This window comes from Flavobacterium lacustre, from assembly GCF_027474525.2.
Taxonomy (GTDB): domain Bacteria; phylum Bacteroidota; class Bacteroidia; order Flavobacteriales; family Flavobacteriaceae; genus Flavobacterium; species Flavobacterium lacustre.
In genome coordinates this window covers 3,071,805-3,087,800 of the sequence record NZ_CP114882.2, presented here as the reverse complement: position 1 = coordinate 3,087,800, position 15,996 = coordinate 3,071,805, and the positions used below count along the sequence as shown (strand labels likewise).

Genomic DNA, 15,996 nt, shown 5'->3' with positions numbered 1-15,996 from the left:
TTATTAACGAATTACTAACCATATTTTAAAAACAAACTTCTGTATGAAATGTTTTGATTTTAAAAATAAACCAATTATTCATTTAACTAAAATTCACTTATGAAGATAATTACAAAATTTAATATATTAATAATAGCAATTGTACTGATTATAAGTAATAAGAGTAATGCGCAAGAATTAAGGGCGCCAGCATACCCTTTAGTTACACATACCCCTTATCAAAGCATTTGGTCAGTAGGAAATGAACTAAATGGTACTGCAACTCAACACTGGACAGGAACAGACCATTCATTAACAGGATTAGTAAAAGTTGATGGAAAAATATATAGGTTTTTAGGCAATCAATCTATAAACTACAAAACAGTATTGCCAACTACTGACGAAGAAGAATACACTGCAAAATACTCCGAATTAGCACCTGCAGACAATTGGTTTACAAGTGATTTTAATGATTCTTCTTGGAAATCAGGTCAAGCTCCTTTTACAGATGATGATTCCCAGGCAAAAACGAGTTGGAAATCTAAAAATCTTTGGTTCAGAAGAACTTTTGATTTGAAAGATAAAAACTTAAAAAGTTTGTTCTTAAAATTACGTCATGATGATAATATCCATGTATATCTTAATGGAGAAAAAATTTATGATGTAAGCGGATGGAAACATCAATATAAATTTATTGAAATTGAAAAAGCCGTTATTAAAAAGCTAAAAAGTAAAAACAATGTACTTGCTATTCATATTGAGAACACGGCTGGAGGACAATGGTTGGATGCTGGTTTAGTTACTGAGGATCTTTCAATGAAAAATATAGAAATACTTAAAGCAAATCAAACAAAGGTAACTTTAGAAGCAACAAGTACAAAATATACGTTTGATTGTGGTAAAACTCAACTTAAAGTAACATTTACATCACCACTTCTTTTAGATGATTTAAAATTATTAAGTAGACCGGTAACTTATGTTTCGGTTGTTGTTAGTGCTAATGATAATAAGAAGCATAACGTGCAACTTTATTTTGGAGCTTCAAGTGCTCTTGCTGTTGATTCACCAGGACAAAAAGTGGAAGCATGGAAATACAACCAAGATAATTTATCAATTCTTAAAGCAGGAACTGCAGAGCAGCCGATTCTTCAAAAAAAAGGGGATGATTTACGTATCGATTGGGGATATGCTTATGTAGCAATACCATCTTCTAAAAATGCCAAACAATATATTTCTTCTTCAAATAAAAGTTTAGAGCCTTTTTTATCCAATAAAGCAGTTCCAAATTCATCAAATAAAAAAGGAACTAATTTGTTGATGAATACTATTATCGATATAGGCACTGTTGATAACAAAGAGATAGAGCAATTATTTATGTTAGGTTATGATGAATTATATGCAGTAAATTATTTTGGCACGAACCTAAAACCATGGTGGAAAAAAGACGGGAATACAATAGAAGGGGAGTTTTATCAAGCGCATAAAGAGTACAAAAAAATAATGCAAAGATGCAATGATTTTGATGCTCAGCTGAAGTTAGACGCTACAAAAGCGGGTGGTAAGAAATATGCTGATTTATGTGTTTTAGCATACAGAGAAGCTATTGCAGCGCACTCTATTACTGAAGCTCCAAACGGAGATATTCTTTTTCTATCAAAAGAAAATAACAGTAATGGCTCTGTAAATACGGTCGATTTAACATATCCATCAGCACCTTTATTTTTATTATACAATCCCAAATTAATGGAAGGGATGTTGAATGGAATTTTTTATTACAGTGAATCTGGAAAATGGAAAAAGCCTTTTCCTGCACATGACTTAGGAACATACCCTATTGCTACAGGACAAACTTATGGAGAAGATATGCCGGTTGAAGAAGCAGGAAATGCAATTATTGTTGTAGCGGCAATTGCACAACAGGAAGGCAATGCTAATTATGCCAAAAAACATTGGGCAACACTTACAGAATGGGCTACTTACTTAAGAAAAAGTGGTTTTGATCCTGAAAACCAATTATCTACAGACGACTTTGCTGGACATTTGGCTAGAAATGCAAATCTTTCTGCAAAAGCTATTGAAGCATTGGCAGCCTATGGAAAGTTAGCTGGAATCTTAGGGGATAAAAAAACGGAGAGAGAATATATAGCTGAAGCAAAAGAAATGGCTTTAAAGTGGATGGAATTGGCAAAAGATAATGATCATTACACTTTAGCTTTTGAAAAACCGGGAACATGGAGTCAAAAGTACAACTTGGCTTGGGATACCATTTTAGATCTTAATGTTTTTCCTTCAACTATTAGAAAAACAGAAATTGCTTATTATTTGACGAAACAAAATAAATATGGTTTACCATTAGACAGCCGTGAAAATTATACTAAATCTGACTGGATAATGTGGACAGCTACTTTGACAGATAATCAGGAGGATTTTGATGCGATAGTAGATCCAATTTGGAAATATGCAAATGAAACTAATAGTAGAGTTCCATTAAGTGATTGGCATGAGACTTTAGACGGGAATATGGTAGGTTTTAAGGCTAGGTCTGTAGTTGCTGGTTATTATTTGCAACTTTTGAAATGGAAAACCGAAAACAAGAAATAATTTAAGGATAATAAATCAGATACTGTAAAAAGAGTTTTAAAGCATTGAATAAAGCAAAAATATAGCTTTTTTGTAATTCGAAATTAATGATTATGAAGGATAGCATTTTTTTTAAACTAGTAGTATTTTTATTTCTAACCTCAATATTTGGCTGTATTGCTACTGCTCAAAAAATAAATTCTAATAAGTTGTATAAGCTTCAAAGTCCTTCTGGATTGGTCATTAGTAATAATAATGATGTAAATAATGAGGCTAATCTTTTCTTGACAGCAGCTAAACCTAATGAGGAAGGACAAGTGTGGCTAATTACTGCTATTAATGATGGTTTTTATTTAATTTCGAACCCTTTTACTAAAAAAAGTATTGATAATTCTAATAAGAATACCGGGTTAGGTAATCCAGTTATTCAATGGGACACAAACACAAATAATTCAAATCAGCAATTTATTTTAAAAGCCGTAGGCAATGGTGAATATGAATTTATTCAACGAAATAGTAAAATGTTTCTTGGTTTTGAAGGTGCTGACGTAGAAGGTGCAACTATTATGCAATCTCCTCAAAAGATGAAATGGAAACTTTTTCCATCTAAATTAAAAATGCCTAGATTAGAAGCAATAAGAGGAAATGATGAATGGGAAAATGAAACAATATTTGCCGTTAACAAAGAATCAGGTCATGCTACTTATACTCCTTACCCCACAATAGAATCGCTTAAAAAAGATACTTCATATAATTATCCTTGGCTTGAGCCAAAATCAGAGTGGTATATGTCGTTGAATGGGACATGGAAATTTAATTGGGTTAAAGAGCCAAAAGAAAGACCTATGAGCTTTTTTAAGAAAGATTTTGATGTCTCAGAGTGGAGTGATATTCCAGTTCCTTCATGCTGGGAAATGCTAGGTTACGGTACACCAATTTATACAAATATTACTTATCCTTTTAAGAATAACCCACCTTTTATTCAACCTCAAAAGGGATATACAAATGAAGTTGAAGTTAATCCAGTAGGATCATATAGAAGAGACTTTGAAATTCCTCAAAATTGGGATGGAAACGAGATTTTTGTTCATTTTGATGGAGTGTATAGCGGTTTCTTCATTTGGGTAAATGGTAAAAAAGTAGGATATAGTCAAGGTGCTAATAATGTGTCTGAATTTAATATTACCAATTTTGTGAAATCAGGAAAAAACAGTATTTCTGTTCAAGTATTTAGATGGACTGATGGTAGTTATCTTGAAGATCAGGATATGTTTCGTATGAGTGGAATTCATAGAGATGTTTATTTATTTGCTACTCCAAAAGTACATATAAGAGATTTCGCTTTAAACTCAAATTTTCTAAGTAATGATCTCTCTAATGTTGAGTTTAAAGTAAATGGAAAAATAGCCAATAATGATAATAAAAAAGTCAAAGCATGTACTTTAGAAGTTGATTTACTGGATAGTAGTGGAATGAAAGTTTTAAATTTTTCTTCTAAAATAAATTCAATAGATAAAAATTCAGAAAAAGAAATAATAATACAAGCAAACTTAGATCATCCTATTTTATGGTCTGCAGAAACACCTTATCTATATACTGCAATACTTAGTTTAAAAGATGAAGGAGGTAATGTAACGGAAGTTCTTTCTTCAAAATTTGGATTCAGAAAAATAGAAATAAAAGAGAGCAAAGTATATATAAATAATGAGCAAGTACTTTTTAAAGGAACAAATCGTCATGAGACTCATCCTCAGTTTGGACGATCAATTCCATTAGAAACCATTATTCAAGATGTTATTATGATGAAACAAAATAATATCAATACGATACGTACCAGTCATTATCCTAATCAGCCAAAAAGTTATGCGTTATACGATTATTATGGGTTGTATATTATGGATGAGGCAGATATTGAAGATCATGGTAATAGTTCCATAAGCGAAATGCCTTCATGGATACCCGCTTTTAACGACCGTGTTAGGAGGATGATTGAGAGAGATAAAAATCATCCATCGGTTACTTTTTGGTCTATGGGTAACGAAAGTGGAAACGGTATAAATAATGATTCGAATGCAAAATTGACCCGAATGATGGATCCTACGCGACCGGTACATTATGAAGGAAGAAATGAATCTGCCGATATGGATAGTCAGATGTATCCTGATTTAGTTAATTTGGAAAAAAACGATAAAAATGGTTCTAAAAAGCCTTATTTTATTTGTGAGTACGCGCATGCTATGGGGAATGCTATGGGGAATTTGGCAGAGTATTGGGAAATTATAGAAAATTCAAACCGATTAATTGGTGGTTGTATTTGGGACTGGGTAGATCAGGCAATAAATAGACCTATTCCTGTTGGTGGTGATAATAGCACTTTATTAGGGAAAATATCAACAAAAGGAGATGTTCCTGTTGCTTATCAAATGGTTAATCAGGCAATAAATCCTAAGGATGTTTTTTATTATGGAGGTGATTTTGGAGACACACCAAATGATAATGATTTTTGTGACAATGGGCTGACAACCCCTGATTGTAGAGTAACTGCAAAACTGATTGAACTTAAAAAAATATACCAATACATTAAAATTCGCCCGCTAGATATAAAAAAGGGACAAATTGAAATAGAAAATAAATACGACTTTACAAACCTAGATAAATTTACTATTTCTTGGGAAGAAGTTGAGAATGGTAAAGTAATCAAATCGGGTAATTTACCTTCGGTTGGGATAGAACCAAATCAAAAAACTACGATTAATATTCCATTAGATACAAACTTTAAAGAGGATTCTGAATATTTTGTAAATGTTTATTTTCATTTAAAAGAGAAAGCCATTTGGGCTGATAAAGGATATTTGATAGCTAAAGAACAAGTAAGAATAAATGCTAGACCGGTAGTTAAACTTGAATCTTCTAAAGTAACCAAACGATTGACTGTTACTAAAGAAAATGATCATTTAAATATTACTGGTGAAACATTTACGGCTAAAGTAGATGTTACTACAGGGATTTTGGATGCCTTGATGTATAATGGTAGTGACTTAATTTTTAATGGTGAAGGTTTAAAATTGAACTGGTACAGAAGTTTAAATAACGACAAATATGCGGATCAAAAATATTATCCGACCACTTATGATGCAAAAAAGTTTGACTATAAGGTTGCCGAAAATGGGCAATCGGTCAAAATAACAGCAGAGACTTATGTAACTATTGCTAATGGGCAAGCTACAATATTACCTTATAAAATAGTCTACACGATATTTAATGATGGTAAAATCGAGGTAGACGGACTGTTTGAAACACCATCGAGAGATTTTATAATTCATCGTGCTGGTCTTCAAGTTCAATTAGCTCCTGGTTTTGAGGCAGTAAATTGGTATGGCCGTGGACCACATGAAAATTATCAAGACCGTAAGGGAAGTGCATTTTTTGGAGACTATCAAACTACAGTTGATGGTATGGCATCAGAGCATTATGTGACGAGTCAAAATATGGGTAATCGTGAGGAGGTTCGATGGTTAAACATTACTGATAAAAAAGGAACAGGAATCAAAATTACAGCAAAGAACGGATTATCATTTAGCGCCCTTCATTATAGTGAACAAGAATTGTGGGACGCAAAACATGATTTTGCTTTAATTGATATTAGAAAACCTCAAACCTTTCTGAATTTAGATTGTATTCAGGAAGGAGTAGGGAATGCTACATGTGGTCCAATTACTTTGGAGAAATATAGGGTTCCTGCAAGTAAAAATTTAAGTTTTTCATTTGTCATTTCTCCATATAATAATAAATAATAGCCTATTATAACAAAAAAACTGTAAGATAAAAGAGATTTTGTTTTACAATTTTTTGATATGGTTTTGTTAGATTTAAAGAGAATTAATTAACAGTATTTTATTACATATACGCTTTACAGTGATTTTGTGTATTTGGGTAAATATTAAAGTTTATAAAATAATTATGGCGTAGCTAACTACTATTACATAATTTTGTAACGCATGAATAAACTAGCTTCTTAATATCATACTATGCACAATATTTTTTCAGATAGTAACCAAATTGGAACGGTATCCGGTTTTTCTGAACTTGTACATACGGATTTTAAGGGAGAAAGGAATGCCTTGTGTTGGTACCGAAATTTGGATGGAGATTTTAACGAGATTGTAGCCAAATTAAAGATAAAAGAAAATATAACGGAGGTTTATCCTAAAGATTTATTGGCACTTCAACTATCAGAAAAGGGAAATATAGCAAGGGAAATTATCTTAAATGATTTACGGTTGTTAACCGATTTCGGAGCCTCTCCGGCTCTTAATTTACTTAAATGTTATGAACGTGATGATGAATTTGATTTCATATCCACAGATGTATATTCGTTTCATGTGGATCGTTCGCCCATTGCAACAGATACTTTTTTATGCACCTATCACGGAGCAGCAAGTGATATTATTTCAAATGCGCAAGCGAAACAAAAAATTCTAATTCCTGAAATTCGGAATAAATTAGCAGCCTTACATGACGGCCCATCGGAGGAATTTGAAGACTTTTTGAAGGAAAATTATTTTGATTTGCATTATCAGGCGCTACCTCATGCAGTACCTGTTAATTTAGGATTAGGCCATCTATGGCGCTTGGCGGTAGATCATCCACAACAACAGGTGCTACCTTGTATTCACAGAGCACCAATAGAAAATAAAGGCGAATATCGGTTGTTGTTGATTTGCTAAATATAAGTTGTATTATAAATACTTTGACCGAAAGTGTTTTTATGGACTGAGAAACGTCTAACAATGTTATAGAACGCATTGTTTTCAATATTTTGTTGATATTGTTTTCATAAAGTCAGTAACTATTTATGACAAAATAATTGTTTTTAAAGTAACAAAAAGAGTGAAAATCTATTATAAAATGCTCTTTTAGTATATGTTTCTTTGGTTTTAAAAATACCTAGTAGTTGAGATTTTACTTTCTCCTAAACTTCCATTTGCTCGGTATAATTTTAATTCCTTCAATGATTTCAATGTCGTTTTTAACTAATAATTCTCTGATAGTAGCTTTTCAGGAAGATAATGCATCATTATCTGTGTTGATGAAATCAATTTTTTTTGCAGTAGTATTTGAGTTTTTTGTTAATTCAAAAGTTTATCTGTTTTGGTATTGTGAAGTTTGTGGGTAATTTGAGTAAAAAACAGGGGTAAAAAAAACGGGAAGCCTTTGTTTAAAGTGCTTCCCGAATTCTGCGGAGAAAGAGGTTCCTCTTTAAATCGCTTCAAGCCAATGTTTTCAATGTTTTACAGAGCTATATTTTACAGGGTACCAATGAGGGTACCAATCGGACTAAGAACTTTCAAAGTGTTAATGGGACAAATATAATAAAAAGAGGGATATTGCTTAATCTATTTTTAATGATTGTTTTGTGCTAAATTCTAATTATAAAAAGAATAAGTTCAAAATGTTTATATTTGTACGGATAAATTGAAATTAAGTATAAATGAAACATGTTGACAATAATTTTGTGATAAACAAAATGAGAAGTTATTCTTCCGTTTTTTCAAGTACTTATTTTTCAAAATTAATTCAAAATGATGACTATTCATTTATAAATTCCAATATTAAAAAATATGACCTAGCACAAGTTGGAATTAAGTTTAATACATATCATGATTATATAAGTTATATTTATAAAGAACTAAAATCTAAGTACCGTAATGAGTACATTTATAAAAATACCTTTATAAATGAATTACTTCTAGATAAATATGGCGTAAAAAATACGGTAGCTATCAATGAATTTAGAGTAGGTAATTCAATTGCAGATATTGTAATGTTTAATGGAACTAGTAAAGCTTTTGAAATTAAGACAGAATTAGATTCAAATAAAAGATTAAGCAACCAGTTATTAGATTATAAAAAAATATTTAAACATAATTATATAATAACCCATGAAGCTTTAGCTGATAAGTATTTAAAATATGACGAATCAGTTGGAATTATTATTTTAGTAGAACGAAATAAATCTCTGAAAATGAAAGAGATTCGGGCTTCTGTAGAAAATTCTGAAATATGTCCTAATACAATCATAAGGTCTATAAGAACTTCGGAATATAAAGACATTATTAAAAATTATTATGGGAAATTACCAGAAATGAATAGTTTTAATATGTTTTCAAAATGTGAAGAATTAATAGCAGAAATTCCATCAGATGAACTAAATAGATTATTTATTAATCAACTAAAATTAAGAAAGTCTAATACTCTAAAAATAGCAACTTTTCAAAAGGAATTGAGACAAATGGGACTTGCAATGAATATTAATGAAAAGGTGCATGCACAATTATTAGTTAAACTTAATAAATCTATTCAAATCTAATTCTATGTATTTTCCATTTTTAAGAGGTCGTCAATTTGAATTAATAGCATTACGTGAATTTGCGGATGTTCTTGGTGATATTAATAACGTAATACCAATCATTGAACCAGTTAAAGATACATTTAACAGTATGAGATTGGCATTACCTAAATTAATAGAATGCAACGTCAAATTTGCATTAGTCCTTAATCCTCAAGTTGGTGATATAAAAAATACCAATCAAATTTTTGAGGGTTTAAATGGATGCTTAGGTGATGTTTCAAAATGGATTCCCGCTTTTATAGTTACAAATAAGTACGAGGAAATTTCTCGACTTATTGTAGAAACTACATATAATGATGTAATGGTTATTTGCACTGAATTAACTGATACTAGCAATGAGAGTTTTTTAAAATTAGTTACTTCGCCAGAAGTAAAATATATTGTTTCTGCTGAAAATAAAACCTTAAAAAGGAAACTTCAAGATACAAAGTGTTTAATCAGACTTGATGATAATTTTAATGGGCAAAAAAGAAATAGTGATTATTTAGAAATGGCAGAAGAAAGGTTTTCTGAAGAACATTTATTCTATAAAGAAGATAAATATTATGGATTTTCAGATTATACCGTTCTAGTGAGCGATTTTATCGAAGGGGGAAGTGCACCTTATGCAGTCGCAATTCATTTAACGTACCAAAAAGAAAATAAAGAAGTTTGGATTAGACATTTTACTTCTACCAGTAATTACGACAGAGCAAATATTCAAGGGAAATTTGCAGAAGCCTTGGAAAAAGCTGTAACTTTTATAAAAAGCAAGAATATTCAAAATTCAGCTACAGATGAACTTTTGAAATGTTTTGAAGAATCTAAATACCCAGGATTAGGTACAGTTAAAAAGATTTCAATTAAAAATCATCTTGAATTGATTAATAGAATAATAGAATAGCAATTATGAATGTTTGTGTTAATTGTTTTCAAGATTCGGAGCTTAAAAAATTTGTCGAATCCTCGTCAGTTTCTGGAAAATGTGATTTTTGTAGTGATGATTTAGATATTGAAATTTTATCTCTTGAAGAGTTGTTAGATTTTTTCGCTGAATTTCTTAATATATTTCAAGAAAAGGAAGAATCTACATCATTAGTAGAAATTATAGATAGGGATTGGAAATTGTTTTCATCTGAAAACATCAGTTCGTTAATTTTGGCTGAAATCATGAGATTGTTAAAATCAAGTTTTACTTCTCCCAATGTTTGTGTTGACTATATTGACGAAATTAATAGTTGTGTAAACTATTGGGATGAACTAAAAGAGGATTTAAAATGGAGAAGAAGATTTCTTACAGATATTGATAAAATTATTGAGTTAGGTTGGGATGGTTTTTTTAATCAGCAATCTTTAGCAAATCCTAATGATGTTTTATTTAGAGCAAGAATTCATACTAATAAAGATACTTCATTTTCTTTGCAAGAAATGGGTTGTCCAAATAAAATGATAGTGTCTGGCGGTAGGGCTAATCCTCAAGGCATTCCATATTTGTATCTTAGTAAGTCATCAGAAACAACATTTTATGAAACAAGGACAACTTATTTAGATGAAGTTAGCGTAGGTGAATTTAAAATTAAAGAAGATAATAAAGTTATATTAGTAGATTTTACGGAATGTGCGAATGCTTTTCTGAATATGGGTGACATTTTGAATTATACTAAGAGTCTATTACTTAAAAAATACATAAGCAGTGATTTGTCTAAGCCACTCAAAAGAACTGATTCAGAACTTGAATACATTCCAACTCAATTTATTTGTGAATTTATAAGGTATATCACTAATGCAGATGGCATAATTTTTAATAGTTCATTGCATCTAGGTGGAGTTAATATTGTTTTGTTTGATGAAAATAAAGTTGAGTGCATAGGTATAAAGAAGCATAAAATTTCAAATGTTTCTATCTCAGGTGAACTCTATATTTTAAATTAATTCTATTAACCAAATCGAGAAGAAATATTCTAAAAAAGTTTTATTTCCATACCTATTCAACCGTTCGGTTCAATAATCCTTTTACTTTTTTTACCGTATTAGCTGAAACCTTATAATCAACATCTGAGGCCAATTTTGCAATTTGTCTGAGTGATAGATTAGGATTAGCTTTTAAAGCTTTTATGGTTTTCTTATGTTTATCTAAGGTCATAGCTGGGGAATCACTTGTATTTTTCATTCGCCCCTTATAGGCTCCACGTAGACGAGCCTGTATAATCCCTTCTGCCTGCCTCTCTAAAAGTGATGATTTCTCTAAACTCGATAGCTCCGAAAGGATTGTTGTAATTAGGTTAAAAACTGGATTTGCTTTTCCGTTTATCATTGATTCAAGCCCAAGATTATCGATTTTGACTACAACACCTTTATCGAAAAAATATTTTAATGTCTGTAATACGTTGATAGTTGACCTTCCAGCTCTATCGATGGCATGAAAACTCACATAGTTTACCTCAGAAGCCTCAATTGCTTGAATGAGCTTAATGCCTTGTGGGCGTTCATCAAATGGAACCGAACCACTAATAATATCAACAAAAAGTTTTTCATCTGGATGGGCTTTCGCTAATTGGCGGAGGTTAGATTGTTGACTGGTACTTTGGCGGATATATCTAGCTTTCTTCATAGCTGTTATTAAATTGGTATTATAGGTTAATATTTAATGAAAAGTGTGAATTTTTAGGGTGGTGTATTTTGCACAATTTTTTTAGTTGATATTGCTGTTTAATAAATTTTTCAATTGGGCAACGTATGGTTATAATCTATTTTTGAACATAATTTAATATTATTTACCTTCAATCCAATCAATCACAGCAACTAACATATCACAGTAAGCACCTTCAAAAGTTTTAACTACTTCACGGTTTTCAGTGATAAATATTATTGTGTAATCATCAACATATCTAAGACAAACTTTTATCCAACCTTTATGAATTAGTCCATTAACCTGAAATGCAAGTCCGCCTTGAAATTCTTTTGATTCACTGATTGCAGAAAAATTTTTAGCTCCCCAAGCCATTAATGCACTTCTATCAGTATATCTAATTTGCTCCAAGATAGTTTGTGCAATTTCCATTGTTCTTGATGTTATATCCATTTTTTGTATTTTTAATGTTTAGTCTAATGAACCGAAGCTTCTGATAAATTCTTCTGTAGTTTTGTAATTATAAAAACTCTCAAATTGTATTGCAGTGACAGTAGTTGTTTTTATTAATTCAATCAAGTGTTGAATTGATTTAACTCCTACAATTCCATCTGTTGTCCAAACTTGATTAACTTTAAAATCATTTCCTTTAACCTCTTCATTTAAGATTGCATTACCGAATTCTCTTAAATTAAAGTATGGTCTATATCCATTAGCATGAACCAATTGAAGGGTTAATCCTCTTAAACTTTCTTTGATTTCTTTAATTCCGTTTTTAAATTCTGTAGCAGTCATAAATAAAGTATCACTTGATTAATACATTACAAAGTAAAGCAATAATTTACTTAAAAGCAAATTTTAATTGATTTTATTTTTAAAAAATAAAGTATTACTTTATTTTTACTATATTTGTATTCTTAAAAATAAATAAATGGAAGTATTACGACTAAAAGAGTTGATGAATAAAAAAGGAATCAGCAGAGAAGAACTAGCAAATAAGGTAGGGGTTTCTATGACTACAATAAGTAATATAAATTCTGAAAAAAATTTACCTACAATAAGTTTACTTTTGCAAATTGCAGAAGCTTTAGATGTTGATATAAGAGAAATGTTTGTCCCAACAAAAGGCACAAATGTTTTGCAGTCAGAAGTAAACCAAGTAAAAGAGTTGTTAGAAAAATCTCTTAAAATTCTTGAAAATAAATAATAATAATTTGTCTAAAATCGAAAAAGGTTAGACTTTTATTAATTGTCTAACCTTAACTAATGAAATTATTTAGAGATGAATAATTAATTTATTTTTAAAAGGAATTTGTTTGCAACATCATAATTATAATTTACAATCTCACCATTAAGAATCAAATCAATAACTTTATCAATTATTGGCAACGGAACAACAAACCATTCTCTAGGAGTTATTCGTCTTCCTTTGTCATCATGTATATCTACATTCAAACATACATCTCCAAAAAACCTATGTAGTAACTGTTCAAATTTATGAGGGTTCACATTATAACATTTGTAGGTACTTACTAAATGAACTTCTGCCATCAAATAGGTTGGTTCTTTTGGAGCATTCTTTATTCTATCTCGAACATCAGTTTTTGAAAAACCAATTTTGTATAAATCTTTTATCTCTGAAATATTTTTATTGGTTGACTTGGATTGTAAAATATAAATCCATCCAGTTTCTAAATCAGATTCATTAACAATATTGGCATTCTTGAATAATTCGTTTTCTGTTTCAGAATCTGTATCAGAAACAATTCTTCCGTTGTTATAAAGAGCTTTAGCTAAAGAACGATAGTACATATTACTTTCTGTACCGTTTTCAAAAATAATTCTTGTTCTACCGTCTTTTCTAATTCGGTCTTTAATTTGTCTTTCTTCAATACCATCTTTTTCTAAAAACAATAGTAAACCATCTAGCAAATAATATTTTCCCTGCTCAAGGTTTTGTTCTACATCTTTAAACTCATGAAGCTTTCTTTTTCCTTCTCTTAATTCTTGATGTACTTTCTTAAAAGCAGTTTCGTATTGAATAAATTCATTTTCTTTAATTGCTTTTCTCCTTGCAACAAAATCGGTCTCTTCTCTGTCTTTTGAACTTGGAATATTTTTCAGCTTAAATATTTCTAATGTTTCATCGGTATCTAATAATCCAAATTCGTCATCGTTTAAAATGTCATCTATTGAATTTATTTCTACAGTAATATTCCCTAACAAATTGTGCACATCATAAGGCTTTAAGATTTCTACTTTTTTAATATTTTTACGTAACTCTCTTAATGCAACTCCCAAACCTCTTTCAGATACTACAAAAACATCAGCTTTTGGTTCTCGATTATTTTTTTCGTAAAAAGTATTGATTTCTCGGAACGAATCAATTAAGCGTTCATCTTCTGATTTTATATTTGAAACTTTAGCTTTAGATTCTAGTATTCCAAATTCATCATCATTAAAAATATCTTCTAATGTTTTCTTGTTACTCATTTGCTTTTGCTTTACGTCTTTGTTCTTTCAAAAATATAATTGCTTCTGCTAATCTTCTTTCTTGTGGGTCAAAGGATTGAATACTTGGCTGTTCTCCTGTTTGTGCAACCCAATTTTTTATTTTTGGCCACAAAACAATAGCTTCCTCCTCAGTCATTTCAATTCTTGTAGCATCAATTGTTTCTTGAATTGCTTTAAATACAGATGCAGTTACTGATTTAGATAATATTTCAAATGCTTTTTGGAATGGGTTTATCTGGTCAATTAAATCAATATTTATGTCATCAATATTAACAAAGCTATCCGCCATTCTTATAAATCGTTTATCGCCTTGTGTTTCAATTGTACTATTTTTAACAACAGAATCAACTACTACATATTGCCTAACTTCTTCTACTTGTTCCTCTGATAAATCTGGATACGTTTCACGAATTATTTTTGGAATTAAAACGGTATTGATTACCTCTGGGTCAACATTACCAGGTAATGCTTTAGCCATTTTATCATCTTGTAAAATCTTAGCTTTTAAATCGTTAATATCAGATTCTACAATATCCTTAACCCTTTGTGATGTAGGTTTTTTAAAACCTCTAATTCTAATAGTCTCATCATCATCATCTGATTCATCCTCATCTGGGAACTTAGGCTTAAATTTAAAATTTGGTGCTAATACCTGCTCCATCAATAGTGATGCGGTAATAGCTTTAAGCATATTATTTACAGATAATTTCACCTCTCCATCTTCAGCATCTGGTTGAGCGATAACATTTGTAAATTGAGCATGAGATTTATTTTCACTATCTCTGGTACATCTACCTATAATTTGAATAATTTCAGTTAATGAACCTCTGTAGCCTACTGTTAAGGCATGTTCGCAAAAAGGCCAATCAAAACCTTCTTTTGCCATTCCTAGTGCAATTATAATATCTACATCATCAGCATTATTTGATACTCTTAAATACTCTTGAATTTTATCTCTTTCTTTTTGATTGTCATTTACTAAATCGGCAACTTTTAAAAGGTTTCCTGTTTTTCTACTACGAACAAACATTACCCCTGTTGAAGAATCTTGATATTCTAAATCTCCTAAACTATCAACTATTCTATTTACCTCTTCGTATTTGTCTTTTTCTGATTCACCAGAATTAACACTTGGAATATGTACAATAGTTTTTTTGCTTTCATCTAATATTTCATCAATTGCAGAGGTGTATTTCCCTTGATAAAAATGGTAACCAATACCTAAAGATTTTAGATGCTCATAGCCATTTAATTGTTCATAGTAATTATAAGTTACTTTGGTAAATTGAGCTTCTAATTCTGGTAATAAAACTGGAACACTGTCTCCACGAAAATAGGAACCAGTCATGGCCACAATATGTGCTTTAGACTTTGCCATTATTGAACGTAAAACTTCTCCCAATCTATTATTACCATCTGCCGAAACGTGATGAAACTCATCAATAGCAATTACACAATCGTTGAATACGTTTTCATCAACACCTTCACAAGCAAATCGCAAAGTAGCATGGGTACAAATCAAAATCTTTTCATCGCTTTCAAGAAAATTATTAAAAGCTTTTACTTTACTAGATTCACCACCTGGTGTGCAAAGATTGTATATATCGTTTGGTTCCCAATTAGCAAAAAAGCCATCTTTTTTTAAATCGGTAATTGAAAATGAACTACCAATAGAACGCTCTGGAACAGCAACAATAACTTTCTTAACGCCTTGATTGATTAATTTATCTAAACCAATAAACATTAAAGCTCTTGATTTACCAGAAGCGGGTGGGGCTTTGATTAAAAGATATTGAGCAGTTCGTGCTTCAAAAGCTCTTTCCTGCATTTCTCTCATCCCAAACTCATTGGTTTTTTTGCTTTTACCTGTTTGGTTGTATTGTACGTGAACTATATCTGGCAT

12 protein-coding genes are annotated in these 15,996 nt (G+C 30.7%); 7 read left to right on the top strand and 5 right to left on the bottom strand.

Annotated elements, in window-relative coordinates:
• Positions 1-99: 99 nt before the first annotated feature.
• From O6P34_RS13400 to O6P34_RS13375, 6 genes are all read left to right on the top strand, one after another.
• A complete protein-coding gene (locus O6P34_RS13400; protein ID WP_269685017.1) occupies positions 100-2,580 on the top strand; it encodes a glutaminase family protein in 2,481 nt (826 codons plus the stop codon).
• Between the two features lie 188 nt (positions 2,581-2,768).
• Positions 2,769-6,353, top strand: a complete 3,585-nt coding sequence (locus O6P34_RS13395) for a glycoside hydrolase family 2 TIM barrel-domain containing protein (protein WP_269685016.1) — start codon at positions 2,769-2,771, stop codon at positions 6,351-6,353.
• 234 nt (positions 6,354-6,587) lie between these two features.
• The gene (locus O6P34_RS13390) at positions 6,588-7,286 is read left to right on the top strand and encodes a DUF1826 domain-containing protein (RefSeq protein ID WP_269685015.1); all 699 of its coding nucleotides are present in this window, start codon (positions 6,588-6,590) and stop codon (positions 7,284-7,286) included.
• A gap of 764 nt (positions 7,287-8,050) precedes the next feature.
• The gene (locus O6P34_RS13385; protein WP_269685014.1) at positions 8,051-8,929 is read left to right on the top strand and encodes a sce7726 family protein; all 879 of its coding nucleotides are present in this window, start codon (positions 8,051-8,053) and stop codon (positions 8,927-8,929) included.
• Positions 8,930-8,933: 4 nt separating this feature from the next.
• Positions 8,934-9,854: a sce7725 family protein gene (locus tag O6P34_RS13380; RefSeq protein ID WP_269685013.1), complete on the top strand. Its 921-nt coding sequence runs from the start codon at positions 8,934-8,936 to the stop codon at positions 9,852-9,854.
• Positions 9,855-9,859: 5 nt separating this feature from the next.
• Entirely contained in the window at positions 9,860-10,882 is a 1,023-nt protein-coding gene (locus O6P34_RS13375) for an RES family NAD+ phosphorylase (RefSeq protein WP_269685012.1), read from the top strand.
• A gap of 52 nt (positions 10,883-10,934) precedes the next feature.
• Here the strand turns inward: O6P34_RS13375 and O6P34_RS13370 are convergent, their stop codons facing one another.
• The 3 genes from O6P34_RS13370 to O6P34_RS13360 form a co-directional block, all read right to left on the bottom strand.
• Positions 10,935-11,561, bottom strand: coding sequence for a recombinase family protein (locus O6P34_RS13370; protein WP_269685011.1), 627 nt, complete (start codon positions 11,559-11,561; stop codon positions 10,935-10,937).
• 159 nt (positions 11,562-11,720) lie between these two features.
• Positions 11,721-12,032 (bottom strand): hypothetical protein, encoded by a 312-nt coding sequence (locus O6P34_RS13365; RefSeq protein ID WP_269685010.1) that lies wholly within the window; start codon positions 12,030-12,032, stop codon positions 11,721-11,723.
• An 18-nt stretch (positions 12,033-12,050) separates the two neighbouring features.
• On the bottom strand, positions 12,051-12,374 hold the full coding sequence (locus O6P34_RS13360; RefSeq protein ID WP_269685009.1) for a hypothetical protein: 324 nt from the start codon (positions 12,372-12,374) through the stop codon (positions 12,051-12,053).
• A gap of 136 nt (positions 12,375-12,510) precedes the next feature.
• Between O6P34_RS13360 and O6P34_RS13355 the strand changes: the two genes are divergently transcribed.
• Positions 12,511-12,786: a helix-turn-helix domain-containing protein gene (locus O6P34_RS13355; RefSeq protein WP_269685008.1), complete on the top strand. Its 276-nt coding sequence runs from the start codon at positions 12,511-12,513 to the stop codon at positions 12,784-12,786.
• An 83-nt stretch (positions 12,787-12,869) separates the two neighbouring features.
• On the opposite strand, the gene O6P34_RS13350 is transcribed toward O6P34_RS13355, so the two are convergent.
• Positions 12,870-14,072 carry a GIY-YIG nuclease family protein gene (locus O6P34_RS13350; protein WP_269685007.1) on the bottom strand — a complete coding sequence of 401 codons (1,203 nt, stop codon included), beginning with the start codon at positions 14,070-14,072 and terminating at the stop codon, positions 12,870-12,872.
• Entirely contained in the window at positions 14,065-15,996 is a 1,932-nt protein-coding gene (locus O6P34_RS13345) for a DEAD/DEAH box helicase (protein WP_269685006.1), read from the bottom strand. Before O6P34_RS13345 ends, O6P34_RS13350 begins: the two co-directional genes overlap by 8 nt.